The following is a 22830-nucleotide window of genomic DNA, read 5'->3' as shown; positions in this document are numbered from 1 at the left end:
TAGGCTTTTCGATGCATCGTACTTCTCTATAGCAGGGAAAAGCGGCAGTTCCCGTACAAGCTCCAGTGAAACCCCACCAGAAACTCGCTCATTGAATAGCGCCTTTACGCGCTCCGCCTGGGTCTGAAGGAGAAGCCAAAGATCCTCTACGATAGGGAATTTTTTGAACGCAGTTCGCCACTTCCCATAGCGCTGTTTACCGCGCGGGAAATTTATATAGTACTTATCCCCAACAGACAAAAGATCCTTATTCTTAAGGGAAGTGATCTGGATCGACCTTCTGCCTGTCATTGCCAAAATCATTGCGTAGCAAGTGTCTCGCAGATCTAACTGGCCGTTCGAATAGCACTCCAGCACCCCAGAGACTATTCCATCCATCTCTATGTCGGTAAGCGGCCCGCTCTCTGGGCACATGGATTGGACAGCAAAACCCTTTTCGTTCCCCTTGATCCGCCACTTTTCCATCATGGGTAGCGTTTCAGATGGAATACCTTTGTACCCAGTAGAAACCCATGTGCGGATGAAGGCGCGAACACCACTGAGCTTCCACTCTTCACCGAGCAGCTTTGCTCGATATGAAATGATCGACTCTGGACTGAAGACTGCTTGACCTGCGGAGAATCTCAAGTACTCCTTAAGCCTAGCGTGCAAGTTTATAGCGTGCTTTGAAGAGCAAGTTTGAGCATAAACACTCAAAACGTGCCTAAAGCTAAGAACCATATCATCGCTCAAAAATTCGCAAAGCCAATCAAGATTGAAGGCTACATCCTTGCTCAGCCGCCAGTAATCAGATGCAACAACAACCGCATAACCGTCTCTAGACAAAAACTCTGTGCGTTCATATTGCGCGGGTAATCTAGCAGCATAACCATGCATGTTATTTGTTTTCATCAGACAACTTCCTTAGGCGCTTATTCTGCAACTCTATTACGGCCTTACCAGCCTCTTCCCTGATGTGGCGCCTGTTATACGTACTCGCGGTGCCAGATGTTTCACTCCACCCCATCAAATAGGAGCGCAGTTTTTCTTCGCGCTCAGGCGTTATTCCCTTCTCAGTAACTAGTCGTGAAAACACGTAGTTCCAGTGATGGCGAAGGGCGTGCGAGTGAAAGCCTTCTAGATTTGAGGCTATCTCCGTTAAGCCGAAAATGAATTTACCGAAGCCTGAGTTGGATATTGGCCACCCTTGGTTTGGGCCTGCTTTATGAGTAACAAATAGGAACCCGTGCTTTCGAGCGCCTGGCACCTTATTACGGTACTTAGTGATATAGTCGCTGATCCGCTCCATCACCTCCGGCGTCAACGGGAGGGTTCGCTCCCTGGTTTTCGCCAATGGTTGGTACTGCCTAGGGTCTCCAGCGGAGTCCGGTCGCCGCACCACTCGAACAACCTCGGTCTTGAAGTCGAAATCATCGATCTTGAGATTGAGTAGCTCGCCTCGGCGCATCCCCGTTAAACGAAGGATGGTGAACATGAGTGCGTTACGAACCTGGATACCGGAATCGGCTATCGGGTTGGCTTCGCCGCCTGGCCTGATGACATCTTCAAGAGCGTCCAGGAGGCCGTCGTCTAGGTGAGTGTCAGAGCTGTCCTTCTCGGTAAGCTCATTTATCCGAGGCCGATTTGCTTTGATCATTGCCACCATGGCGCTGATGTCTTTGGCACTGGTTGCCGTCACCGGATATAGCCGCCCTGCGATGAACCCCACGTAATCGGCAATCACAGACATTCGATTGAACTGGCTTTCGGTGGAGACCAGCCGCTGGCGACGCTTGATTGAAGTGACCTTGCCCTCATTGGGCTTCGTGTCAGCCAAGCGCTTCTGCGAGAAATCACGAAGAGAGTGGATCTCATGCTCGAAGAGCAGCTCGCTTCGCTTAAAGCGCGACTCCAGGTCAACGCAGTAGTAGTCATCCCATGCGTACAGCAGCTTGATGGCTGTGAGGGCATGACTGATGGTATTGATGGCGCGGTTTCCCCCACGCAGAACCGCTGTCACAAAGAGCGCAGGGTAGTAGAGAGGCATGCCCGCGTCATCAACGAGAATCAGAAACCTCTCGCCTGACTCGGTTTGAAACCTCCTCACTGATAGCCGCATGAATACCTCGAATTCCTTACGTAAATTCAAGGTATGAGCCTAGCCAAAAATCGTCAACTGATTTTTTACGCCCTAAAAACGAGAAAACCCCCGCTAAGCGGGGGTTCTCGACGGAAACTTTACAAAAAAGTCTCAGGGGTTCGCTAGAAGGGGATGTCGTCGTCGAAGCTATCGTAGTCCGGTGCAGGCTGCTGCCTTGCAGCCGGCTGCTGCGGTTGGGCCTGGGGACGTGGCGCCTGCTGCGGCTCGCGCTGCGGGCGTGGCTGGCGCGGCGCATCATCGGAGCTGCCGCCACGGCCACCAAGCAGCTGCATGGAGCCGTTCATGTCGACGACGATTTCGGTGGTGTAGCGCTTGACGCCGTCCTTTTCCCATTCACGGGTCTGCAGACGGCCCTCGATGTAGCACTGCGAACCCTTGCGCAGGTATTCGCCAGCGATCTCGGCGACCTTGCCGAACAGCACGACGCGGTGCCACTCGGTGCGCTCCTGCAACTGACCGGTCTGCTTGTCCTTCCAGCTGTCGGTGGTTGCCAGCGTGATGTTGGTCACCGCATTGCCATTGGGCATGTAGCGGGTTTCCGGGTCGCCGCCGACATTGCCGATCAAGATGACTTTATTCACCCCTCTGGCCATGGGTAACTCCTCATTGGAACATTGAATTGAAGTGGGCTCGCCGATAACGGTTCTGCTACCAGGAAAGCCGATGACCGAGAATCTTACCTCAGCCACCCCTGACAACCAACCGACGCACCCTCAAGTTGCGCCGTGATACGCATCTGTCGCCGCCATGGCTGCGATGCTCAGGCGACCAGGCGATCCAGGGCGTCTCGGTCAAGGTACTGTGTGTCGACCTTTACATAGGCCGCCGCTTCATCGGCGACGATCAGCACATCGCTGACCCCCGTCACGCGCAGCAGCTCGTCTCCGAGCCCGGCATTGGCCAGCGCACCGGCCGACAGCGGCAAGCGCAGGCTGGTGACATACGGCGGCTCGCGCATGCTGAAGACAACGAAGAGCCACAGTGCGCACAATGCAGCGCAGCCGACGAACACCAGCGCCAGCCCACCCTGCTGGTAGAGCAACCCGCCGAGCACGCCGCCCAGACCGGAGCCGAGGAACTGGCTGGTGGAATAGACCCCCATCGCCGTGCCCTTGCCGCCAGCCGGCGCCACCTTGCTGATCAACGATGGCAGCGAAGCTTCCAGCAGATTGAACGCCACGAAGAAGCCCACCATACCGACCACCAGCATCCACAGGCCATTGCCGAACCACCAGAAGAACAGCTCGCAAAGCAGTAGCGCTGCGACTGCGCCCAGCAGGACGCGACGCATCCGGCGCTTCTTCTCGCCATAGATGATGAAGGGAATCATGCCGAAGAAACCGACCATTAGCGCCGTGAGATAGACCCACCAGTGCTCTTCCTTGGGCAACGCCCCCTGCTCCACCAACGCCAGTGGCAAGGCGACGAAGCTAGCCATGAGGATCGCGTGCAGCGCCAGGATGCTGAAGTCCAGGCGCAGCAGGTCGGGGTGACGCAACGTCAGACCGAGCGCCTGCCTGGCGACCCCTGATTCGCGATGGCGCACGTGGGCGTGGGCTCTCGGCAACAGTGCGACGATGACGCCACCGAGCACCGCCATCGCTGCCGTCACCCAGAACAGCCCGGAAAGGCCGAACGCGCGCGTCAGAAGCGGCCCGACGATCATCGCCACGGCAAAGGAAAAGCCGATGCTCACGCCGATCAGCGCCATCGCCTTGGTCCGGTGCTGCTCACGGGTCAGATCCGAAAGCAGGGCCATGACTGCCGCGGAAATCGCCCCGGCTCCCTGCAGAATGCGCCCGGCGATTACGCCCCATATGCTGTCCGACATGGCAGCCAACGCGGCCCCGGCGGCGAAGATCAGCAGACCGAAATAAATGATCGGCAGGCGCCCGATGCGGTCGGAGAGAATGCCGAAGGGAATTTGCAGCAGCGCCTGGGTCAAACCATAGGCACCTATCGCAAGTCCGATCAGGGTCGGCGTAGCGCCCTCCAGATCCATGCCGTAGGTCGCCAGCACGGGCAAAACCATGAACATGCCGAGCATGCGAAACGCAAACACCAGAGCCAGCCCGGAAGCTGCGCGTGTTTCGCTGGCGCTCATGCGCTCGCTGTAAGGGTCCTGCATGGGGGGTCTCGCTTGTATGAACCGGCGGCGATTCTAACAGCCCAACCCTGTTCGGCACAGGCGCACAGTTTTGCCGCGACTATCACCCCGGCCGTATACTTTCGGGTTTCCGCCCGCCACGCGAGGCTGTTTTGGACAAGATTCTGATTCGTGGGGCCCGCACCCACAACCTGAAGAACATCGACCTCACCCTGCCGCGCGACAAGCTGATCGTCATCACCGGCCTCTCCGGCTCCGGCAAGTCTTCGCTGGCATTCGACACGCTCTACGCCGAGGGCCAGCGCCGATACGTCGAATCGCTTTCGGCATACGCCCGGCAGTTCCTCTCGATGATGGAAAAGCCCGATGTGGATACCATCGAAGGGCTCTCCCCGGCGATCTCGATCGAGCAGAAGTCGACCTCGCACAACCCGCGCTCCACCGTCGGCACCATCACCGAAATCTACGACTACCTGCGCCTGCTCTATGCGCGGGTCGGCACCCCGCGCTGCCCGGACCATGACGCGCCACTGGAAGCCCAGACGGTCAGCCAGATGGTGGATCAGGTGCTGGCCCTGCCCGAGGGGCGCAAACTGATGCTGCTGGCGCCGGTCATCCGTGAACGCAAGGGCGAGCACCTGGCCGTATTCGACGAACTGCGCGCGCAGGGCTTCGTGCGTGCCCGGGTCAACGGTCGGCTGTACGAACTGGACGAACTGCCCAAGCTCGACAAGCAGAAAAAGCACTCCATCGATGTGGTGGTGGACCGCTTCAAGGTCCGTAGCGATCTGCAGCAGCGACTGGCTGAATCGTTCGAGACGGCCCTCAAGCTGGCCGATGGCATCGCACTGGTTGCCTCCATGGAAGAAGACGACGACAGCGAGGAGATGATCTTCTCGGCACGCTTCGCCTGCCCGATCTGCGGCCATTCGATCAGCGAACTGGAGCCCAAGCTGTTCTCCTTCAACAACCCGGCCGGCGCCTGCCCGACCTGCGATGGCTTGGGCGTGAAGCAGTTTTTCGACGCCAAACGCCTGGTCAACGGCGAGCTGACCCTTGCCGAGGGGGCCATTCGCGGCTGGGACCGGCGCAACGTGTACTACTTCCAGATGCTTGGCTCTCTGGCCTCGCATTATGGTTTCAGCCTGGACGAACCATTCGACTCGCTGGCAGCCGACCAGCAGAAGTTCATCCTGCGCGGCAGCGGGCGCGAGAATGTCGAGTTCCGCTACCTCAACGATCGCGGCGATATCGTCAAACGCTCGCACCCTTTCGAAGGCATCATTCCAAACCTTGAGCGCCGCTATCGCGAAACCGAATCCAACTCGGTGCGCGAAGAGCTCGCCAAGTACCTCAGCACACAGCCCTGTCCGGAATGCCGCGGCACGCGCCTGCGCCGGGAGGCCCGCCACGTATGGGTCGGCGACAAGACATTGCCCGCGGTCACGGCACTTCCCATTGGTGACGCCACGGATTATTTCGCCAGGCTTTCGCTCAGTGGCCGGCGTGGCGAGATTGCCGGCAAGATCCTCAAGGAAATCAGCGAGCGCCTGCAGTTTCTCGTCAACGTCGGCCTCGATTACCTGACCCTCGACCGTAGCGCCGATACCCTTTCCGGCGGCGAGGCCCAGCGCATCCGCCTGGCCAGCCAGATCGGCGCCGGCCTGGTCGGCGTGATGTATATCCTCGACGAGCCCTCGATCGGCCTGCACCAGCGCGACAACGAGCGCCTGCTGGGCACCTTACGTCACCTGCGCGACATCGGCAATACGGTGATCGTGGTCGAGCACGACGAAGACGCCATCCGTCTTGCCGACTACGTGGTGGACATCGGCCCGGGCGCCGGGGTGCATGGTGGACGCATCGTCGCCGAAGGCAGCCCTGATGAGGTAATGGCACATCCGGACTCGCTGACCGGCAAGTACCTGTCCGGCCGAGTGAAGATCAACTACCCACCAGAGCGCACCCGGCGCGACCCGAAGCGGCTACTCAAGCTCAAGGGCGCTCGCGGCAACAACCTGCGCAACGTCGACCTGGAGATCCCGGTCGGCCTGCTGACCTGCATCACCGGCGTGTCGGGCTCGGGCAAGTCGACACTGATCAACAACACCCTGTTTCCGATCACCGCCACGGCGCTCAATGGGGCGACCACGCTGGAAGTAGCCCCGCACGATAGCTTCGATGGCCTGCAGCACCTGGACAAGGTGGTCGACATCGACCAGAGCCCGATCGGTCGCACACCGCGCTCCAACCCGGCAACCTACACCGGCCTGTTCACGCCCATTCGCGAACTTTTCGCCGGCGTCCCGGAAGCACGGTCGCGCGGTTACGGCCCGGGACGATTTTCCTTCAACGTCAAGGGCGGGCGCTGCGAGGCCTGCCAGGGTGACGGCGTGATCAAGGTGGAGATGCATTTCCTGCCAGACATCTACGTCCCCTGCGACGTATGCAAGGGCAAGCGCTACAACCGCGAAACCCTGGAAGTGAAGTACAAGGGCAAGAGCATCACCGAAGTCCTCGACATGACCATCGAGGAAGCACGGGAGTTCTTCGATCCGGTTCCAGCCGTCGCGCGCAAACTGCAAACGCTGATGGACGTCGGCCTGTCATACATCAAGCTGGGGCAAAGCGCGACCACACTGTCCGGCGGGGAGGCGCAGCGGGTCAAGCTATCGCGCGAGCTGTCCAAGCGCGATACCGGCAAGACCCTGTACATCCTCGACGAGCCGACCACCGGCCTGCATTTCGCCGATATCCAGCAACTTCTGGACGTCCTTCACCGCCTGCGCGACCACGGCAACACCGTCGTGGTCATCGAGCACAATCTGGACGTGATCAAGACCGCCGACTGGCTGGTCGATCTCGGTCCGGAAGGCGGCTCCAAGGGCGGCCAGATCATCGCCAGCGGCACTCCGGAAGAGGTCGCAGGGATGGCCCAGTCGCATACCGGCCACTTCCTCAAGCCACTGCTGGAGCGCGACGCAACCCCCGCCGGCTGACACTGCGCCCGGCCTCTGAAACGAAAAGCCCGCAGCATGCTGCGGGCTTTTTCGTGAACGGCCATTCCCTCCAGAGCGCCGCTGAGCGACGCGGGGGCCTGGGTCAGGCCAGCGCTTCTTCCACCGGAATCTCCAGGGCCTTGGCGATACCGCTGCCGTAGGCCGGATCGGCCAAGTAGCAATGCTTGATGTGGCGCAGCTTGATGTGGCGCTCCACACCGGTCATGGCCCTTGCGGTGTTCTCGAACAGCCGCTGCTGCTCATCGGCCTTCATCAGGCGGAACAGGTTACCGGGCTGGGTGAAGTAGTCGGCATCGTCCGCACGGTAATCGTAGCGATCGGCCGCGCCTTCCAGCGCCAGCGGCGGCTCGCTGAAGTCCGGCTGCTCGTGCCACTCGCCATAGCTGTTCGGCTCGTAGTGCAGGCGACCGCCCTGGTTGCCGTCCACGCGCATGGCGCCATCACGGTGATAGCTGTGTACCGGGCAACGCGGCGCATTCACCGGAATCTGGTGGTGATTCACCCCGAGACGGTAGCGCTGCGCATCACCGTAGGAGAACAGCCGCCCCTGCAACATGCGATCCGGCGAGAAGCTAATACCCGGAACGACGTTGGCCGGGGTAAACGCAGCCTGCTCGACGTCCTGGAAATAGTTGTCCGGATTACGGTTCAGCTCGTAGTAGCCAACCTCGATCAACGGGTAATCGGCATGCGGCCAGACCTTGGTCAGGTCGAACGGATGGTACGGTACCTTGGCCGCATCGGCTTCCGGCATGACCTGCACGTACATTGTCCAACGTGGGTACTCGCCCTGCTCGATCGCCTCGAACAAGTCGCGCTGCGAGCTTTCGCGGTCATTGGCGACGATCGCTGCGGCTTCGGCGTCGGTCAGGTTCTTGATGCCCTGCTGGGTACGGAAATGGAACTTGACCCAATAGCGCTCGTTCATCGGACTGATGAAGCTGTAAGTATGCGAGCCGAAACCATGCATATGCCGGTAGGAGGCCGGAATACCCCGATCGCCCATCACGTAGGTGATCTGGTGGAGCGCCTCGGGCAGACCGGTCCAGAAGTCCCAGTTGTTGTTGGCACTGCGCATATTGGTCCGCGGGTCGCGCTTGACCGCATGATTGAGATCGGGGAACTTCAGCGGATCGCGGAAGAAGAACACCGGCGTATTGTTGCCGACCATGTCCCAGTTGCCTTCCTCGGTGTAGAACTTCAGGGCATAGCCACGGATGTCGCGCTCGGCATCGGCAGCGCCGCGCTCACCAGCCACAGTGGAGAAGCGGGCAAACAGCGGGGTGCGCTTGCCGATCTCGGAGAACAGCTTCGCCTTGGTGTAACGGGTGATGTCGTGGGTCACGACGAATTCGCCGAAGGCGCCGGAACCCTTGGCATGCATGCGGCGCTCCGGAATGACCTCGCGATCGAAATGCGCCAGCTTTTCCAGGAACCATACGTCCTGCAGCAACATCGGGCCACGCCGGCCCGCGGTCATCGAATTCTGGTTCTCGACTACCGGCGCACCGGCGACGGTCGTGAGCTTGGGTTTGTCAGTCATGGCGGATCTCCTTGGCGTCCAACGAATCCAGGGGGATGTCCCGAAGGCCCCTTCTGGTTGAGTGCCATCATAGGAACCAAGCGCAACGCCGGCTAATGATGAAGGCCAACGCGCTCGATAGAGCAAATCTATCAGGCATAAAAAAACCGAGCCCAAAGGCTCGGTTTTTTTACAGCGCCGAATTTACTCGGCCGCGGCCTCAACCTCACCGGTGACCGGACGGTCAACCAGCTCGACATAAGCCATCGGTGCGTTGTCACCAGCGCGGAAACCGCACTTCAGAATACGCAGGTAACCGCCCTGACGGGTGGCGTAGCGCTTGCCCAGATCGTTGAACAGCTTGCCTACGGCAGCTTTCGAACGAGTACGGTCGAAAGCCAGACGACGGTTGGCGACGCTGTCTTCCTTGGCCAGGGTGATCAGCGGCTCGGCAACGCGACGCAGTTCCTTGGCCTTGGGCAGGGTGGTCTTGATCAGTTCGTGCTCGAACAGCGACACCGCCATGTTCTGGAACATGGCCTTGCGGTGGGCGCTGGTGCGGCTCAGATGACGGCCACTTTTACGATGACGCATGATTGAAATTCCTTACCAAACGTTCAGTTCGGTTACTGGGGGCGATCAGGCAGTGGCCTTATCGTCCTTCTTGAGACTTGCCGGCGGCCAGTTATCCAGGCGCATACCGAGGGACAAACCACGCGAAGCCAGAACGTCCTTGATCTCGGTCAGGGACTTCTTGCCCAGGTTCGGCGTTTTCAACAGCTCTACTTCGGTGCGCTGGATCAGATCACCAATGTAATAGATGTTTTCTGCTTTCAGGCAGTTGGCCGAACGTACGGTCAGTTCCAGGTCATCAACCGGACGCAACAGGATCGGATCGATCTCGTCTTCCTGCTCAACAACCACCGGCTCGCTGTCGCCCTTGAGGTCGACGAACGCAGCCAGCTGCTGTTGCAGGATGGTCGCTGCACGACGAATCGCCTCTTCGGGATCCAGAGTGCCGTTGGTTTCCAGGTCAATGACCAGCTTGTCCAGGTTGGTGCGCTGCTCGACACGAGCATTCTCGACCACATAAGCCACGCGACGAACCGGGCTGAAGGTGGCGTCGAGCTGAAGACGGCCGATGCTACGGCTTTCGTCCTCATCGCTCTGACGCGCGTCAGCAGGCTCGTAACCACGGCCGCGAGCGACCTTGAGCTTCATGTTGAGCGAGCCGTTGGCCGCCAGATTGGCGATCAGGTGATCGCCATTGACGATTTCGACATCGTGATCCAGCTGGATATCGGCAGCGGTAACAGCGCCCGCGCCCTTCTTCACCAGGCTCAAGGTCACTTCATCACGGCCGTGCAGCTTGATGGCGATACCTTTGAGGTTGAGCAGGATTTCGATTACATCTTCCTGCACGCCCTCGATGGCGCTGTACTCGTGGAGCACACCGTCGATCTCAGCCTCGACCACAGCACAGCCGGGCATGGAGGACAACAGGATACGACGCAGCGCGTTGCCCAGGGTGTGGCCAAAACCACGCTCGAGGGGCTCGAGAGTGATCTTGGCACGGGTCGGACTGACCACCTGCACATCGATATGGCGGGGGGTCAGGAACTCATTTACCGAACTCTGCATGGATACACCTATTTTCTAGCCCTTACTTGGAGTAGAGCTCGACAATCAGGTTTTCGTTGATGTCGGCGGACAGATCGCTGCGAGCCGGAACATTCTTGAAAACACCGGATTTCTTGTCGGCATCTACTTCGACCCATTCAACGCGACCGCGCTGAGCGCACAGTTCGAGGGCCTGGGCGATACGCAGCTGGTTACGGCACTTTTCACGAACAGCCACGACGTCACCGGCCTTGACCTGGTAAGACGGAATGTTCACGGTCTGACCGTTGACGCTGATCGACTTGTGCGAAACCAACTGACGCGATTCGGCACGAGTGGAGCCGAAGCCCATGCGATACACGACGTTGTCCAGACGGCACTCGAGCAGTTGCAGCAGGTTCTCACCGGTCGCGCCCTTGCGGCTGGCAGCTTCCTTGTAGTAACCACTGAACTGACGCTCCAGCACACCGTAGATGCGGCGTACTTTCTGCTTTTCACGCAGCTGAGTGCCATAGTCGGAAAGACGGCCGCGACGCTGACCGTGCACACCCGGCGGAGTTTCAATGTTGCACTTGGATTCGAGCGCGCGCGCACCACTCTTCAGGAAGAGATCGGTGCCTTCACGACGAGACAGTTTGCACTTGGGACCAATATAACGAGCCATTCTTCACTGTCTCCTGATTACACGCGACGCTTCTTCGGCGGACGGCACCCGTTATGCGGGATAGGCGTCACGTCGGTGATGCTGGCGATTTTATAACCACATGCGTTCAAAGCACGCACGGCGGACTCACGACCCGGACCCGGGCCCTTGACGTTGACGTCGAGGTTCTTCAGGCCGTACTCCAGTGCAGCCTGGCCAGCGCGCTCTGCAGCGATCTGGGCAGCGAACGGAGTGCTCTTACGCGAGCCGCGGAAACCGGAACCACCCGAGGTAGCCCAGGACAATGCGTTACCCTGGCGATCGGTGATGGTCACGATGGTATTGTTGAAAGACGCGTGGATGTGGGCGATGCCATCAACCACTGTCTTTTTGACTTTTTTACGAGGACGAGCAGCAGGTTTTGCCATGACTAAATTCCTGTCGATTCGCTAACGCGATTACTTGCGGATCGGCTTGCGCGGGCCCTTACGGGTACGGGCGTTGGTCTTGGTACGCTGACCGCGAACCGGCAGACCACGACGATGACGCAGGCCGCGATAGCAACCCAGGTCCATCAAGCGCTTGATTTTCATGTTGACTTCGCGACGCAGGTCGCCCTCAACGATGAACTTGCCGACTTCGCCACGCAGCAGTTCGACCTGCTCGTCGGAAAGATCCTTGATCTTTGCTGCCGGATTCACACCGGTAGCAGCGCAGATTTCCTGCGCACGGGTGCGACCAACACCGTAGATGTAGGTCAGCGAGATAACAGTGTGCTTGTTATCCGGAATGTTGACGCCTGCAATACGGGCCATTCAGTGAAACTCCAATTGACAGCTACCTACGCCCCGGAAGCCAAGAAAAGGGCGCGAGATATTAACGCTGTAATAACAAATATTCAACCCGGCAGCGCACTAGCTGCCGGGTTCTAACGCCTTACACAATCAGCCTTGGCGCTGCTTGTGACGCGGTTCTGCGCTGCAAATCACGCGCACGACGCCGTCGCGACGGATGATCTTGCAGTTACGGCACAGCTTTTTAACCGATGCACGAACTTTCATCACCAACTCCTAGAACCTTACGAACCACCTCAGCGGAGCATTCCGCTGCCGTAGCCCTTCAGGTTGGCTTTCTTCATCAGGGAATCGTACTGGTGCGACATGAGGTGCGATTGCACTTGGGACATGAAGTCCATGACAACCACAACCACGATCAGCAACGAGGTCCCACCAAGGTAGAACGGCACATTGGCCGCAACCACAAGAAACTGTGGCAGCAGACATACAGCCGTCATGTACAGGGCGCCGAACATGGTCAAGCGAGTCAACACGCCATCGATATAGCGCGCGGACTGCTCACCAGGACGAATCCCGGGAATAAACGCACCGGACTTCTTCAGATTCTCCGCCACATCCTTCGGATTGAACATCAACGCCGTATAGAAGAAGCAGAAGAAAATGATGCCAGCACTGAACAGCAGGATATTCAACGGCTGCCCGGGAGCGATAGCCTGCGAGATGTCAGCTAACCAGCCCATGCTCTCCGACTGGCCAAACCACTGACCCAAAGAAGCAGGAAACAGCAGAATGCTGCTGGCGAAAATAGCCGGGATAACCCCCGCCATGTTCACCTTCAGAGGCAGGTGACTGGTCTGCGCAGCGAACACCTTGCGACCTTGCTGACGCTTGGCGTAGTGCACGGCGATACGACGCTGCCCACGCTCGATGAAGACCACGAAGCCGATGATCGCCACAGCCAGCAAACCGACCGCGAGCAACGCAATGATATTGATGTCACCTTGACGAGCAGACTCGAAGGACTGCCCGAGCGCACCCGGAAGCCCTGCAACGATCCCGGCAAAGATAAGCATCGATATACCGTTGCCTACACCTCGCTCGGTGATCTGCTCACCCAGCCACATCATGAACATCGCGCCGGACACGAAGGTAGTAATGGCGACAAAGTAGAAGCCGAAGTCATTGCTGAACGCGACGCCCTGGCCAGCCAGGCCTACCGACATGCCGACAGCCTGCACGATCGCCAGCACCAGCGCGCCATAGCGCGTGTACTGACTGATCTTGCGACGACCCGCCTCACCTTCTTTCTTCAACTGCTCCAGCTGTGGGCTGACAGCGGTCATGAGCTGCATGATGATCGATGCCGAGATGTACGGCATGATCCCCAGCGCAAAGATGCTCATGCGCTCCAGCGCACCGCCGGAAAACATGTTGAACAAGCTAAGGATGGTCCCCTCGTTCTGACGGAACAGCTCGGCCAGCCGGTCGGGATTGATCCCGGGCACCGGGATGTGTGCGCCAATCCGGTAGACGATGATCGCCATGAACAGGAAGCGCAGACGAGCCCAGAGTTCGGACAGGCCACCATTACTCAGCGCGGAGAGAGCACCTTGCTTAGCCATTTATTCCTCGAACTTACCGCCAGCTGCTTCGATAGCCGCACGCGCACCCTTGGTGGCTGCGATGCCCTTGAGAGTAACAGCGCGACCAACCTCGCCGGACAGCATGATTTTCACGCGCTGCACGTTCTGGTTGATGACGTTGGCATCCTTCAGGCTCTGCACGGTGACGACATCACCTTCCACCTTGGCCAGCTCGGAAGTACGCACTTCTGCGCGATCCATGGCCTTCAGGGAAACGAAGCCGAACTTCGGCAGGCGACGGTGCAGCGGCTGCTGACCACCCTCGAAGCCGGGGGCAATCTTGCCACCGGAACGGGAGGTCTGGCCCTTGTGACCACGGCCACCGGTTTTGCCGAGACCGCTGCCGATACCACGGCCCGGACGCAGCTTCTCGCGACGGGCACCCGGCGCGGAACGCAGATCGTTCAATTGCATGATTAACCCTCCACGCGGAGAAGGTAGTAGGCCTTGTTGATCATGCCGCGATTCTCAGGAGTATCCTGAACCTCGACGGTGTGACCGATGCGACGCAGGCCCAAGCCCTTGACGCAAGCCTTGTGATTGGCCAGGCGGCCGTTCACGCTCTTTACCAGCGTGACTTTGACAGTAGCGTTAGCCATGGTTAGAGAATCTCCTCGACGCTCTTGCCCCGCTTGGCAGCAACGGATTCGGGCGACTGCATGGCCTTCAAACCCTTGAAGGTGGCATGAACCACGTTCACGGGATTGGTGGAGCCATAGCACTTGGCCAGAACGTTCTGCACGCCAGCTACTTCCAGGAGTGCGCGCATGGCGCCACCGGCGATCACACCGGTACCTTCGGAAGCCGGCTGCATGTAAACCTTGGAAGCGCCATGCGCCGCCTTGGTCGGATACTGCAGAGTGGTGCCGTTCAGATCGACCTGAATCATGTTGCGGCGAGCCGCCTCCATGGCCTTCTGGATTGCAGCAGGCACTTCGCGGGACTTGCCACGACCGAAGCCTACGCGACCCTTGCCATCACCAACGACAGTCAGCGCGGTGAAGGTGAAGATGCGACCACCTTTTACGGTTTTTGCGACGCGGTTAACTTGAACCAGCTTCTCGATGTAGCCTTCGTCGCGCTTTTGCTCGTTATTTGCCATAACTTAGAACTCCAGCCCGCCTTCACGAGCAGCATCAGCCAGTGCCTTGACACGACCGTGGTACTTGAAGCCAGAACGGTCGAATGCAACCTGGGTCACGCCAGCTGCTTTCGCACGCTCGGCAACCAGCTCGCCAACTTTCTTGGCCGCGTCGACATTGCCGGTGGCGCCGTCACGCAGTGCTTTGTCCAAGGTCGAGGCGCTTGCCAGAACCTTGCTGCCGTCGGCCGAAATGACCTGGGCGTAGATATGCTGCGAAGAGCGATACACGCACAGACGCACGGCTTCGAGCTCGTGCATTTTCAGGCGTGCTTTGCGAGCGCGACGCAGTCGAGTAACTTTCTTGTCGGTCATTTGCTATGCCCTACTTCTTCTTGGCTTCTTTACGGCGGACTACTTCATCCGCGTAACGAACACCCTTGCCCTTATAAGGTTCAGGGCGACGGAAATCGCGAATCTCCGCAGCGACCTGACCAACCAGTTGCTTGTCGACACCCTTGATCAGGATCTCGGTCTGGTTCGGGGTTTCAGCAACCACTCCTTCCGGCAACGCGTAGTCGATCGGATGAGAGAAGCCGAGAGCGAGGTTCAGCACCTGACCTTTGGCTTGAGCCTTGTAACCAACGCCAACGAGCTGAAGCTTGCGCTCGAAGCCCTGACTGACGCCGATCACCATATTATTGACCAGAGCGCGGGTAGTACCAGCCATAGCGCGGGTCTGCTGATCGCCATTACGAGCAGCGAAACGCAGTTCGCCAGCTTCCTGGGTCACTTCCACAGACGGGTGAACATTCAGTTCGAGAGCGCCTTTTGCGCCCTTCACCGAAAGCTGCTGACCGGACATCTTGATTTCGACGCCAGCCGGCAGCTTGACGGGGTTCTTAGCAACGCGAGACATGCTTATCCCCCCTTAGAACACAGTGCAAAGCACTTCGCCGCCAACACCAGCAGCGCGAGCAGCCCGATCAGTCATCACACCCTTATTGGTGGAAACAATCGAGACACCCAGGCCGCCACGTACTTTCGGCAACTGGTCAACGGACTTGTACTGGCGCAGGCCAGGACGACTTACGCGCTTCAGCTCCTCGATGACCGGACGGCCTTCAAAGTACTTCAGCTCGATGGACAGCTGCGGCTTGGCGTCGCCACTGACCTGGTATCCCGCGATATAGCCTTCGCCCTGAAGAACATTGGCTACCGCCACCTTCAGAGTGGAAGACGGCATGCTTACGACGGACTTTTCGGCCATCTGGGCATTACGGATACGAGTTAGCATGTCCGCTAACGGGTCCTGCATACTCATGGGCTCTTAGCTCCTAATACAAAAAAATAGCCTTGACGGCTCGTGTCGCCAATGGTCGAACCCTACAAAAATGCGAGGCTCAGGCGAGCCGGACATTCTAGAGAGTTGCCAGAAACGAATCAAGCCCCATAAGGGGCTTGACCGATAAACAAACAGGACCCGAAGGCCCTGGCTGCTTTTATTACCAGCTGGCCTTGACCAGGCCCGGCACGTCACCGCGCATGGCGGCCTGACGCAGCATGTTGCGCGCCAGCCCGAACTTGCGGTAAACGCCGTGCGGACGACCAGTCAGACGGCAGCGGTTGCGCAGGCGCGAAGCGCTTGCATCACGCGGCTGCTTCTGCAGTGCCACCTGAGCTTCCCAGCGCTGCTCCGGAGTGGACTCCGGGCTAACGATGATTGCCTTCAGTGCAGCACGCTTCTGGGCGAACTTGGCGACCGTTTGCTGACGCTTCAGCTCACGGTTCTTCATGCTTTGCTTAGCCATGTGCCTACTCCAATCAGTTACGGAACGGGAAGTTGAAAGCACGCAGCAGAGCGCGACCTTCTTCATCCGTCCGAGCAGTAGTGGTCAGAGTGATGTCCAGACCACGCAGGGCATCGATCTTGTCGTAATCGATTTCCGGGAAGATGATCTGCTCCTTGACGCCCATGCTGTAGTTGCCGCGGCCATCGAAGGACTTGGCATTCAGGCCGCGGAAGTCGCGCACTCGCGGCAGGGAGATGGAAAGCAGACGATCCAGGAACTCGTACATACGCTCGCGGCGCAGGGTGACTTTGACACCGATCGGCCAGCCTTCGCGGACTTTGAAGCCTGCGATGGACTTGCGAGCATGCGTCACGACCACTTTCTGACCAGTGATCTTTTCCAGGTCGGCAACTGCGTTGTCGATGATTTTCTTGTCACCGATCGCTTCGCCAATACCCATGTTTAGGGTGATCTTGGTAATGCGCGGAACTTCCATCACGTTGTCGAGCTGAAGTTCTTCCTTCAGCTTGGGCGCGATTTCCTTCCGATAAACTTCTTTTAGTCGTGCCATGGTTATCTACCTAGCAGTCTCAAGCGTCAACCGGCTTCTGGGTCGACTTGAAGACACGAATTTTCTTGCCTTCTTCAACCTTGAAACCAACGCGGTCTGCCTTGTTGGTCTCACCGTTGAAAATGGCGACGTTAGAGACGTGCAAAGGCGCCTCCTTCTCGACGATACCGCCCTGAACGCCGGACATCGGGTTCGGCTTGGTATGGCGCTTGACCAGGTTGACCCCACCAACAACCAGACGGTCGTCAGCGAGAACCTTCAGCACCTTACCGCGCTTGCCCTTGTCTTTGCCGGCGATGACGATGATCTCGTCGTTGCGACGAATCTTTTGCATGCGGCTACTCCTTACAGCACTTCAGGGGCGAGCGAGACGATCTTCATGAACTTCTCGGTACGAAGTTCACGCGTCACCGGCCCAAAGATACGCGTGCCGATAGGCTCCTGCTTGTTGTTCAACAGAACAGCAGCATTGCCATCGAAGCGAATGATCGAACCATCAGGACGACGAACACCGTGACGGGTACGAACCACTACAGCGGTCATAACCTGGCCTTTCTTGACCTTGCCACGAGGAATGGCTTCCTTGACGGTTACCTTGATGATGTCGCCGATGCCGGCGTAACGGCGGTGCGAACCGCCGAGCACCTTGATACACATGACGCGACGAGCGCCACTGTTATCAGCCACATCGAGCATGGATTGAGTCTGAATCATATAATTTCTCCGACCCCTAGCCCTTAGACTTCGACGGCGCGTTCAACGACGTCAACCAGCATCCAGGACTTGGTCTTGGCCAGCGGACGAGTCTCGCGAATGGTGACCTTGTCGCCGATACGGCACTGGTTGGTTTCGTCGTGGGCGTGCAGTTTGGTCGAACGCTTCACGTATTTACCGTAGATCGGGTGCTTTACGCGACGCTCGATCAGAACGGTGATGGTCTTGTCCATCTTGTCGCTGACGACGCGGCCGGTCAGCGTGCGGACGGTTTTCTGAGCTTCAGCCATGATCACTTACCTGCCTGCTGGTTGAGCACAGTCTTGACGCGAGCGATGTCGCGCTTGACTTGCGAGAGCAGGTGAGACTGCCCCAACTGGCCAGTCGCCTTCTGCATACGCAGATTGAACTGGTCCCGCAGCAGCTCGAGCAGTTGCTCGTTCAGCTGCTCAACGGATTTTTCACGAAGTTCATTCGCTTTCATCACATCACCGTCCGCTTAACAAAGGAGGTGGCGAGCGGCAGCTTTGCAGCGGCCAGGGCGAAAGCCTCACGCGCCAGCTCTTCGGAAACACCCTCGATCTCGTAGAGCACCTTGCCCGGCTGAATCTGGGCTACCCAGTACTCGACGCTACCCTTACCTTTACCCATACGAACTTCCAGGGGCTTCTTGGTAACGGGCTTGTCGGGGAACACGCGGATCCAGATCTTCCCGCCACGCTTTACATGACGAGTGAGCGCACGACGTGCGGCTTCGATCTGACGCGCAGTCAGACGACCACGGGAAACAGACTTCAGGGCGAATTCGCCGAAGCTGACCTTGCTACCGCGCTGAGCCAGACCGCGGTTGTGGCCGGTCATCTGCTTGCGGAATTTTGTACGCTTGGGTTGCAACATTTGGCGTACCCCTTACTTAGCAGCTTTTTTACGAGGCGCAGGCGCTTGAGGCTTGAGCTCTTCATGGCGACCACCAATCACTTCGCCTTTGAAGATCCACACCTTCACACCGATCACACCGTAAGTGGTGTGCGCTTCGTAAGTGTTGTAATCGATATCGGCACGCAGGGTGTGCAGAGGCACACGACCTTCGCGATACCACTCGGTACGGGCAATTTCAGCCCCACCCAGACGACCACTGACCTGGATCTTGATGCCCTTGGCACCAATGCGCATGGCGTTCTGTACAGCGCGCTTCATGGCGCGACGGAACATCACGCGACGCTCCAGCTGCTGAGCTACGCTCTGTGCAACCAGCATGGCGTCGAGCTCCGGCTTGCGGATCTCTTCGATATTGATGTGCACAGGCACACCCATTTGCTTGGTCAGGTCCTGACGCAGCTTCTCAACATCTTCACCCTTCTTGCCGATCACGATGCCGGGACGAGCGGTGTGGATGGTGATGCGTGCTGTCTGAGCCGGACGATGGATATCGATACGGCTTACGGACGCGCTTTTTAGTTTGTCTTGGAGGTACTCACGCACGTTCAGATCTGCAAGCAGATAGTCTGCATACGTACGGCCGTCTGCGTACCAGACGGAGGTGTGCTCCTTGACGATTCCCAGGCGAATGCCAGTGGGATGTACTTTCTGACCCATCTGATCGACTCCGTTACTTGTCCGCAACCTTGACAGTGATATGGCAAGACCGCTTGACGATGCGATCAGCGCGGCCTTTGGCACGCGGCATGATGCGCTTAAGCGAACGCCCCTCGTTGACGAAGACGGTGGAGACCTTCAGGTCATCCACATCTGCGCCTTCGTTGTGCTCGGCGTTGGCAACGGCCGACTCCAGCACTTTCTTCATGATCTCGGCGGCTTTCTTGCTGCTGAAAGCCAGGAGGTTGAGCGCTTCGCCCACCTTCTTCCCGCGGATCTGGTCGGCGACCAGGCGGGCTTTCTGGGCGGAGATGCGAGCGCCCGACAACTTAGCGGCTACTTCCATCTTTCCTTACCCCTTAGCGCTTGCCTTTCTTGTCCGCCACATGCCCGCGATAGGTGCGGGTAGCAGCGAACTCGCCGAGTTTATGGCCGACCATGTCTTCGGACACGAGGACCGGTACATGCTGACGACCGTTATGTACAGCGATGGTCAGACCGACCATTTGCGGCAGGATCATCGAACGACGCGACCAGGTTTTAACCGGCTTGCGATCGTTCTTCTCCACCGCCGCTTCGACCTTCTTCAGTAGGTGAAGATCGATAAAAGGACCTTTTTTCAGAGAACGCGGCACTGTCGTATCCCTCTAGTTACTTGCGACGACGGACGATCATGTTATCGGTGCGCTTGTTAGTGCGGGTCTTCGCGCCCTTGGTCGGGAAGCCCCATGGCGACACCGGATGACGACCACCGGAGGTACGACCTTCACCACCACCGTGTGGGTGATCGACCGGGTTCATCGCAACACCACGAACGGTAGGACGAATGCCCTTCCAGCGCTTGGCACCGGCCTTACCCAGCGAACGCAGGCTGTGCTCGGAATTCGAGACTTCGCCCAGGGTCGCGCGGCACTCGGCCAACACCTTGCGCATCTCGCCGGAGCGCAGACGCAGCGTCACGTAGGAACCCTCGCGAGCAACCAGCTGAGCCGACGCACCAGCGGAGCGAGCGATCTGTGCACCCTTGCCCGGCTTGAGCTCGACACCGTGAACGGTAGAACCCAGCGGAATGTTGCGCAGCGGCAGGCTGTTACCAGCCTTGATCGGGGCATTGATGCCCGAAACCAGCTGATCGCCGGCACTCACGCCCTTCGGCGCGATGATGTAGCGACGCTCACCGTCGGCATACTTCAGCAGCGCGATGTGCGCAGTACGGTTCGGATCGTATTCGATACGCTCAACGACGGCAGGAATGCCATCCTTGTTGCGACGGAAATCGACCAGACGATAGTGTTGCTTGTGACCACCACCAATGTGACGAGTGGTGATACGACCGTTGTTGTTACGGCCGCCAGTCTTCGACTTCTTCTCGAGCAGCGGTGCGTAAGGAGCGCCTTTGTGCAGCTCCTGATTGACCACCTTGACCACAAAACGGCGGCCCGCGGAAGTCGGTTTGCATTTAACGATTGCCATGATGCACCCCTTCCTTACTCAGCACTGCCGGAGAAATCGAGATCCTGGCCCGGCTGAAGAGCGATGTACGCCTTCTTCCAGTCGTTGCGCTTGCCCAGACCGCGAGCGGTACGCTTGGTCTTGCCCTGAACGTTCAGGGTATTGACGGCAGCGACCTTCACGTCGAACAGGCTTTCAACAGCCTTCTTGATTTCCAGCTTGGTTGCATCGGTAGCAACCTTGAAAACGAATTGCTTCTTGCTGTCAGCCAGCACGGTAGCCTTCTCGGAGACGTGCGGACCAAGCAGGACTTTGAATACGCGTTCCTGGTTCATCCCAGCAGCTCCTCGAATTTCTTCACAGCCGACACGGTGATCAACACCTTGTCATAGGCGATCAGGCTGACCGGATCGGAACCCTGGACATCGCGAACATCTACGTGCGGCAGATTGCGAGCAGCCAGATAAAGGTTCTGATCGACAGCATCGGAAACGATAAGCACGTCATTCAGACCCATACCATTCAGCTTGTTTGCAAGCATCTTGGTCTTCGGAGCCTCGACGGCGAAATCTTCGACAACGACCAGGCGTTCGGAGCGAACCAGCTCAGCAAGAATGGAGCGCATGGCTGCGCGATACATCTTCTTGTTCAGCTTTTGCTCATGGTTCTGCGGACGAGCAGCGAAGGTAACACCACCACCACGCCAAATCGGACCACGACTGGTACCGGCGCGAGCGCGACCGGTGCCCTTCTGACGCCACGGACGCTTGCCGCCACCGGACACATCAGAGCGGGTCTTCTGCTGCTTGCTACCCTGACGACCGCCAGCCATATAGGCCACGACTGCCTGGTGCACCAGCGTCTCGTTGAACTCACCACCGAAGGTGCGATCGGAGACTTCGATGGCCTGTGCGCCATTTACATTCAATTGCATGTGAACCCCCCCTTAACCGCGAGCCTTGGCGGCCGGACGCACGAGCACGTCACCACCAGTGGCGCCAGGCACAGCGCCCTTCACCAACAGCAGGTTACGCTCGGCATCGACACGCACGATTTCCAGAGACTGCACGGTTACGCGCTCGGCGCCCATGTGCCCGGACATCTTCTTGCCCTTGAATACACGACCTGGAGTCTGGCACTGACCGATAGAGCCCGGGACGCGGTGGGATACGGAGTTACCGTGGGTATTGTCCTGACCACGGAAGTTCCAGCGCTTGATGGTACCGGCAAAGCCTTTACCCTTGGACTGACCGGTGACATCCACCAGTTGACCCGCCTGGAAAATCTCGGCATTGATCTGGTCACCAGCCTGGAACTCCTCGCCATCAAGGCGGAATTCCCAGACGCCACGACCAGCAGCCACGCTCGCCTTGGCGAAGTGACCGGCCTGAGCCTTGGTGACACGGGACGCGCGACGCTCACCGACAGTGACCTGCACTGCACGATAGCCATCGCTCTCTTCATTCTTGAACTGAGTGACGCGATTCGGCTCGATCTCGATGACCGTAACCGGAATAGAGACACCATCCTCGGTGAAAACGCGGGTCATACCGCATTTGCGACCGACTACACCAATAGTCATTTTGAAACCTCTTGAGTGTACGGGGCTTTCACCCGCTATGGCCGCCCATTTCAGAGCGTTACACGACTAAAACTCTCAGGTTTTAGCCGAGGCTGATCTGCACTTCCACACCAGCCGCAAGATCGAGCTTCATCAGCGCATCGACGGTTTTGTCGGTCGGCTGAACGATGTCCAGCACACGCTTGTGGGTTCGGATTTCATACTGGTCGCGCGCGTCTTTGTTGACGTGCGGAGAAACCAGCACAGTGAACCGCTCTTTGCGGGTTGGCAGCGGAATCGGACCACGCACCTGAGCACCAGTACGTTTCGCGGTTTCCACGATTTCCTGGGTTGATTGATCGATCAGGCGATGGTCAAAAGCCTTCAACCGAATACGGATTTGTTGGTTTTGCATTTTGACCTCAGACTCCAAGTAGCCACCCTACCAGGCGCAATACCCCCGGTAAAAGGAGGCGCAATTGTACGGATGCGCCCACAGGGTGTCAATAAATGATCAACAATAGAAAAAGGCCCCCGAAGGGGCCTTCCTCATCATCGTCAAATATTACT

33 protein-coding genes and 1 pseudogene are annotated in these 22830 nt (G+C 58.4%); 1 reads left to right on the top strand and 33 read right to left on the bottom strand.

Going from position 1 to position 22830, the window contains the following annotated elements; all coding sequences use genetic code 11:
• The 4 genes and pseudogenes from B597_RS47430 to B597_RS40635 all read right to left on the bottom strand — a co-directional run.
• A pseudogene (locus B597_RS47430) lies at window positions 1–891 on the bottom strand (site-specific integrase); the annotation flags it as partial.
• Window positions 878–2098 (bottom strand): tyrosine-type recombinase/integrase, encoded by a 1221-nt coding sequence (locus B597_RS40645; protein WP_003293055.1) that lies wholly within the window; start codon window positions 2096–2098, stop codon window positions 878–880. The pseudogene B597_RS47430 and the gene B597_RS40645, both read right to left, overlap by 14 nt.
• Window positions 2099–2241: 143 nt before the next feature.
• The gene (locus B597_RS40640) at window positions 2242–2733 is read right to left on the bottom strand and encodes a single-stranded DNA-binding protein (protein ID WP_003293053.1); all 492 of its coding nucleotides are present in this window, start codon (window positions 2731–2733) and stop codon (window positions 2242–2244) included.
• Window positions 2734–2900: 167 nt separating this feature from the next.
• Entirely contained in the window at window positions 2901–4268 is a 1368-nt protein-coding gene (locus B597_RS40635; protein ID WP_003293052.1) for an MFS transporter, read from the bottom strand.
• Window positions 4269–4399: 131 nt separating this feature from the next.
• Between B597_RS40635 and uvrA the strand changes: the two genes are divergently transcribed.
• Window positions 4400–7246, top strand: a complete 2847-nt coding sequence (uvrA, locus tag B597_RS40630) for an excinuclease ABC subunit UvrA (RefSeq protein ID WP_003293050.1) — start codon at window positions 4400–4402, stop codon at window positions 7244–7246.
• Between the two features lie 103 nt (window positions 7247–7349).
• Here the strand turns inward: uvrA and B597_RS40625 are convergent, their stop codons facing one another.
• The 29 genes from B597_RS40625 to rpsJ all read right to left on the bottom strand — a co-directional run bounded on the left by B597_RS40625 (window position 7350) and on the right by rpsJ (window position 22675).
• Window positions 7350–8810, bottom strand: coding sequence for a catalase (locus tag B597_RS40625; protein ID WP_003293049.1), 1461 nt, complete (start codon window positions 8808–8810; stop codon window positions 7350–7352).
• A 183-nt stretch (window positions 8811–8993) separates the two neighbouring features.
• The gene (rplQ, locus tag B597_RS40620; RefSeq protein ID WP_003293047.1) at window positions 8994–9383 is read right to left on the bottom strand and encodes a 50S ribosomal protein L17; all 390 of its coding nucleotides are present in this window, start codon (window positions 9381–9383) and stop codon (window positions 8994–8996) included.
• 45 nt (window positions 9384–9428) lie between these two features.
• On the bottom strand, window positions 9429–10430 hold the full coding sequence (locus B597_RS40615; RefSeq protein ID WP_003293045.1) for a DNA-directed RNA polymerase subunit alpha: 1002 nt from the start codon (window positions 10428–10430) through the stop codon (window positions 9429–9431).
• Between the two features lie 22 nt (window positions 10431–10452).
• The gene (rpsD, locus tag B597_RS40610; RefSeq protein ID WP_003293044.1) at window positions 10453–11073 is read right to left on the bottom strand and encodes a 30S ribosomal protein S4; all 621 of its coding nucleotides are present in this window, start codon (window positions 11071–11073) and stop codon (window positions 10453–10455) included.
• A 17-nt stretch (window positions 11074–11090) separates the two neighbouring features.
• Window positions 11091–11480: a 30S ribosomal protein S11 gene (gene rpsK / locus B597_RS40605; RefSeq protein WP_003281811.1), complete on the bottom strand. Its 390-nt coding sequence runs from the start codon at window positions 11478–11480 to the stop codon at window positions 11091–11093.
• 30 nt (window positions 11481–11510) lie between these two features.
• Window positions 11511–11867 (bottom strand): 30S ribosomal protein S13, encoded by a 357-nt coding sequence (gene rpsM / locus B597_RS40600; RefSeq protein WP_003289190.1) that lies wholly within the window; start codon window positions 11865–11867, stop codon window positions 11511–11513.
• 129 nt (window positions 11868–11996) lie between these two features.
• Complete coding sequence (gene rpmJ / locus B597_RS40595; RefSeq protein WP_003281814.1) at window positions 11997–12113, bottom strand: 50S ribosomal protein L36; 117 nt, start codon at window positions 12111–12113, stop codon at window positions 11997–11999.
• 29 nt (window positions 12114–12142) lie between these two features.
• On the bottom strand, window positions 12143–13471 hold the full coding sequence (gene secY / locus B597_RS40590) for a preprotein translocase subunit SecY (RefSeq protein WP_003293043.1): 1329 nt from the start codon (window positions 13469–13471) through the stop codon (window positions 12143–12145).
• On the bottom strand, window positions 13472–13906 hold the full coding sequence (rplO, locus tag B597_RS40585) for a 50S ribosomal protein L15 (protein WP_003293041.1): 435 nt from the start codon (window positions 13904–13906) through the stop codon (window positions 13472–13474).
• Between the two features lie 2 nt (window positions 13907–13908).
• Window positions 13909–14091 (bottom strand): 50S ribosomal protein L30, encoded by a 183-nt coding sequence (gene rpmD, locus B597_RS40580; RefSeq protein WP_003289195.1) that lies wholly within the window; start codon window positions 14089–14091, stop codon window positions 13909–13911.
• A gap of 2 nt (window positions 14092–14093) precedes the next feature.
• Window positions 14094–14594: a 30S ribosomal protein S5 gene (rpsE, locus tag B597_RS40575; protein WP_003293040.1), complete on the bottom strand. Its 501-nt coding sequence runs from the start codon at window positions 14592–14594 to the stop codon at window positions 14094–14096.
• A 3-nt stretch (window positions 14595–14597) separates the two neighbouring features.
• Window positions 14598–14948, bottom strand: a complete 351-nt coding sequence (gene rplR, locus B597_RS40570; RefSeq protein ID WP_003293038.1) for a 50S ribosomal protein L18 — start codon at window positions 14946–14948, stop codon at window positions 14598–14600.
• A gap of 10 nt (window positions 14949–14958) precedes the next feature.
• Complete coding sequence (rplF, locus tag B597_RS40565; RefSeq protein WP_003293037.1) at window positions 14959–15492, bottom strand: 50S ribosomal protein L6; 534 nt, start codon at window positions 15490–15492, stop codon at window positions 14959–14961.
• A 12-nt stretch (window positions 15493–15504) separates the two neighbouring features.
• Complete coding sequence (rpsH, locus tag B597_RS40560; protein ID WP_003293036.1) at window positions 15505–15897, bottom strand: 30S ribosomal protein S8; 393 nt, start codon at window positions 15895–15897, stop codon at window positions 15505–15507.
• Window positions 15898–16078: 181 nt separating this feature from the next.
• Window positions 16079–16384, bottom strand: a complete 306-nt coding sequence (gene rpsN / locus B597_RS40555; RefSeq protein WP_003293034.1) for a 30S ribosomal protein S14 — start codon at window positions 16382–16384, stop codon at window positions 16079–16081.
• Window positions 16385–16397: 13 nt separating this feature from the next.
• Window positions 16398–16937: a 50S ribosomal protein L5 gene (gene rplE, locus B597_RS40550; RefSeq protein WP_003293032.1), complete on the bottom strand. Its 540-nt coding sequence runs from the start codon at window positions 16935–16937 to the stop codon at window positions 16398–16400.
• A 19-nt stretch (window positions 16938–16956) separates the two neighbouring features.
• On the bottom strand, window positions 16957–17271 hold the full coding sequence (gene rplX, locus B597_RS40545) for a 50S ribosomal protein L24 (RefSeq protein ID WP_003293031.1): 315 nt from the start codon (window positions 17269–17271) through the stop codon (window positions 16957–16959).
• Between the two features lie 11 nt (window positions 17272–17282).
• A complete protein-coding gene (gene rplN / locus B597_RS40540) occupies window positions 17283–17651 on the bottom strand; it encodes a 50S ribosomal protein L14 (RefSeq protein WP_003281831.1) in 369 nt (122 codons plus the stop codon).
• Between the two features lie 23 nt (window positions 17652–17674).
• Complete coding sequence (gene rpsQ, locus B597_RS40535; RefSeq protein WP_003293030.1) at window positions 17675–17941, bottom strand: 30S ribosomal protein S17; 267 nt, start codon at window positions 17939–17941, stop codon at window positions 17675–17677.
• A 2-nt stretch (window positions 17942–17943) separates the two neighbouring features.
• Complete coding sequence (gene rpmC, locus B597_RS40530; protein WP_003281834.1) at window positions 17944–18135, bottom strand: 50S ribosomal protein L29; 192 nt, start codon at window positions 18133–18135, stop codon at window positions 17944–17946.
• The gene (gene rplP / locus B597_RS40525; protein ID WP_003281836.1) at window positions 18135–18548 is read right to left on the bottom strand and encodes a 50S ribosomal protein L16; all 414 of its coding nucleotides are present in this window, start codon (window positions 18546–18548) and stop codon (window positions 18135–18137) included. The genes rpmC and rplP overlap by 1 nt, the downstream gene beginning before the upstream one ends.
• A gap of 12 nt (window positions 18549–18560) precedes the next feature.
• Window positions 18561–19247 (bottom strand): 30S ribosomal protein S3, encoded by a 687-nt coding sequence (gene rpsC / locus B597_RS40520; RefSeq protein ID WP_003289210.1) that lies wholly within the window; start codon window positions 19245–19247, stop codon window positions 18561–18563.
• A 13-nt stretch (window positions 19248–19260) separates the two neighbouring features.
• Complete coding sequence (gene rplV, locus B597_RS40515; protein ID WP_003103908.1) at window positions 19261–19593, bottom strand: 50S ribosomal protein L22; 333 nt, start codon at window positions 19591–19593, stop codon at window positions 19261–19263.
• Window positions 19594–19606: 13 nt separating this feature from the next.
• Window positions 19607–19882, bottom strand: a complete 276-nt coding sequence (gene rpsS / locus B597_RS40510; RefSeq protein WP_003293029.1) for a 30S ribosomal protein S19 — start codon at window positions 19880–19882, stop codon at window positions 19607–19609.
• Between the two features lie 16 nt (window positions 19883–19898).
• Window positions 19899–20720, bottom strand: coding sequence for a 50S ribosomal protein L2 (rplB, locus tag B597_RS40505; protein ID WP_003293028.1), 822 nt, complete (start codon window positions 20718–20720; stop codon window positions 19899–19901).
• Between the two features lie 14 nt (window positions 20721–20734).
• Complete coding sequence (gene rplW / locus B597_RS40500) at window positions 20735–21034, bottom strand: 50S ribosomal protein L23 (RefSeq protein ID WP_003281842.1); 300 nt, start codon at window positions 21032–21034, stop codon at window positions 20735–20737.
• Window positions 21031–21633 carry a 50S ribosomal protein L4 gene (rplD, locus tag B597_RS40495; protein WP_003293026.1) on the bottom strand — a complete coding sequence of 201 codons (603 nt, stop codon included), beginning with the start codon at window positions 21631–21633 and terminating at the stop codon, window positions 21031–21033. Before rplD ends, rplW begins: the two co-directional genes overlap by 4 nt.
• 12 nt (window positions 21634–21645) lie before the next feature.
• A complete protein-coding gene (gene rplC, locus B597_RS40490) occupies window positions 21646–22281 on the bottom strand; it encodes a 50S ribosomal protein L3 (RefSeq protein WP_003293024.1) in 636 nt (211 codons plus the stop codon).
• Between the two features lie 82 nt (window positions 22282–22363).
• Window positions 22364–22675: a 30S ribosomal protein S10 gene (rpsJ, locus tag B597_RS40485; RefSeq protein WP_003186070.1), complete on the bottom strand. Its 312-nt coding sequence runs from the start codon at window positions 22673–22675 to the stop codon at window positions 22364–22366.
• Window positions 22676–22830: the final 155 nt, after the last annotated feature.

It is taken from the genome of Stutzerimonas stutzeri KOS6, assembly GCF_000307775.2.
Classification (GTDB): Bacteria; Pseudomonadota; Gammaproteobacteria; order Pseudomonadales; family Pseudomonadaceae; genus Stutzerimonas; species Stutzerimonas stutzeri_B.
Note: the sequence above shows the minus strand (reverse complement) of the source record. Positions and strands in the feature narration are given on the sequence as shown.

What these genes read in the sequence shown, in the direction of transcription:
- B597_RS40645 (WP_003293055.1), bottom strand. Translation starts at nt 2,098, where the DNA reads ATGCGGCTATCAGTGAGGAGGTTTCAAACCGAGTCAGGCGAGAGGTTT.
- B597_RS40640 (WP_003293053.1), bottom strand. Translation starts at nt 2,733, where the DNA reads ATGGCCAGAGGGGTGAATAAAGTCATCTTGATCGGCAATGTCGGCGGC.
- B597_RS40635 (WP_003293052.1), bottom strand. Translation starts at nt 4,268, where the DNA reads ATGCAGGACCCTTACAGCGAGCGCATGAGCGCCAGCGAAACACGCGCA.
- B597_RS40625 (WP_003293049.1), bottom strand. Translation starts at nt 8,810, where the DNA reads ATGACTGACAAACCCAAGCTCACGACCGTCGCCGGTGCGCCGGTAGTC.
- rplQ (WP_003293047.1), bottom strand. Translation starts at nt 9,383, where the DNA reads ATGCGTCATCGTAAAAGTGGCCGTCATCTGAGCCGCACCAGCGCCCAC.
- B597_RS40615 (WP_003293045.1), bottom strand. Translation starts at nt 10,430, where the DNA reads ATGCAGAGTTCGGTAAATGAGTTCCTGACCCCCCGCCATATCGATGTG.
- rpsD (WP_003293044.1), bottom strand. Translation starts at nt 11,073, where the DNA reads ATGGCTCGTTATATTGGTCCCAAGTGCAAACTGTCTCGTCGTGAAGGC.
- rpsK (WP_003281811.1), bottom strand. Translation starts at nt 11,480, where the DNA reads ATGGCAAAACCTGCTGCTCGTCCTCGTAAAAAAGTCAAAAAGACAGTG.
- rpsM (WP_003289190.1), bottom strand. Translation starts at nt 11,867, where the DNA reads ATGGCCCGTATTGCAGGCGTCAACATTCCGGATAACAAGCACACTGTT.
- rpmJ (WP_003281814.1), bottom strand. Translation starts at nt 12,113, where the DNA reads ATGAAAGTTCGTGCATCGGTTAAAAAGCTGTGCCGTAACTGCAAGATC.
- secY (WP_003293043.1), bottom strand. Translation starts at nt 13,471, where the DNA reads ATGGCTAAGCAAGGTGCTCTCTCCGCGCTGAGTAATGGTGGCCTGTCC.
- rplO (WP_003293041.1), bottom strand. Translation starts at nt 13,906, where the DNA reads ATGCAATTGAACGATCTGCGTTCCGCGCCGGGTGCCCGTCGCGAGAAG.
- rpmD (WP_003289195.1), bottom strand. Translation starts at nt 14,091, where the DNA reads ATGGCTAACGCTACTGTCAAAGTCACGCTGGTAAAGAGCGTGAACGGC.
- rpsE (WP_003293040.1), bottom strand. Translation starts at nt 14,594, where the DNA reads ATGGCAAATAACGAGCAAAAGCGCGACGAAGGCTACATCGAGAAGCTG.
- rplR (WP_003293038.1), bottom strand. Translation starts at nt 14,948, where the DNA reads ATGACCGACAAGAAAGTTACTCGACTGCGTCGCGCTCGCAAAGCACGC.
- rplF (WP_003293037.1), bottom strand. Translation starts at nt 15,492, where the DNA reads ATGTCTCGCGTTGCTAAGAACCCCGTCAAGCTGCCGGCTGGCGTCGAA.
- rpsH (WP_003293036.1), bottom strand. Translation starts at nt 15,897, where the DNA reads ATGAGTATGCAGGACCCGTTAGCGGACATGCTAACTCGTATCCGTAAT.
- rpsN (WP_003293034.1), bottom strand. Translation starts at nt 16,384, where the DNA reads ATGGCTAAGCAAAGCATGAAGAACCGTGAGCTGAAGCGTCAGCAAACG.
- rplE (WP_003293032.1), bottom strand. Translation starts at nt 16,937, where the DNA reads ATGGCACGACTAAAAGAAGTTTATCGGAAGGAAATCGCGCCCAAGCTG.
- rplX (WP_003293031.1), bottom strand. Translation starts at nt 17,271, where the DNA reads ATGCAAAAGATTCGTCGCAACGACGAGATCATCGTCATCGCCGGCAAA.
- rplN (WP_003281831.1), bottom strand. Translation starts at nt 17,651, where the DNA reads ATGATTCAGACTCAATCCATGCTCGATGTGGCTGATAACAGTGGCGCT.
- rpsQ (WP_003293030.1), bottom strand. Translation starts at nt 17,941, where the DNA reads ATGGCTGAAGCTCAGAAAACCGTCCGCACGCTGACCGGCCGCGTCGTC.
- rpmC (WP_003281834.1), bottom strand. Translation starts at nt 18,135, where the DNA reads ATGAAAGCGAATGAACTTCGTGAAAAATCCGTTGAGCAGCTGAACGAG.
- rplP (WP_003281836.1), bottom strand. Translation starts at nt 18,548, where the DNA reads ATGTTGCAACCCAAGCGTACAAAATTCCGCAAGCAGATGACCGGCCAC.
- rpsC (WP_003289210.1), bottom strand. Translation starts at nt 19,247, where the DNA reads ATGGGTCAGAAAGTACATCCCACTGGCATTCGCCTGGGAATCGTCAAG.
- rplV (WP_003103908.1), bottom strand. Translation starts at nt 19,593, where the DNA reads ATGGAAGTAGCCGCTAAGTTGTCGGGCGCTCGCATCTCCGCCCAGAAA.
- rplB (WP_003293028.1), bottom strand. Translation starts at nt 20,720, where the DNA reads ATGGCAATCGTTAAATGCAAACCGACTTCCGCGGGCCGCCGTTTTGTG.
- rplW (WP_003281842.1), bottom strand. Translation starts at nt 21,034, where the DNA reads ATGAACCAGGAACGCGTATTCAAAGTCCTGCTTGGTCCGCACGTCTCC.
- rplD (WP_003293026.1), bottom strand. Translation starts at nt 21,633, where the DNA reads ATGCAATTGAATGTAAATGGCGCACAGGCCATCGAAGTCTCCGATCGC.
- rplC (WP_003293024.1), bottom strand. Translation starts at nt 22,281, where the DNA reads ATGACTATTGGTGTAGTCGGTCGCAAATGCGGTATGACCCGCGTTTTC.
- rpsJ (WP_003186070.1), bottom strand. Translation starts at nt 22,675, where the DNA reads ATGCAAAACCAACAAATCCGTATTCGGTTGAAGGCTTTTGACCATCGC.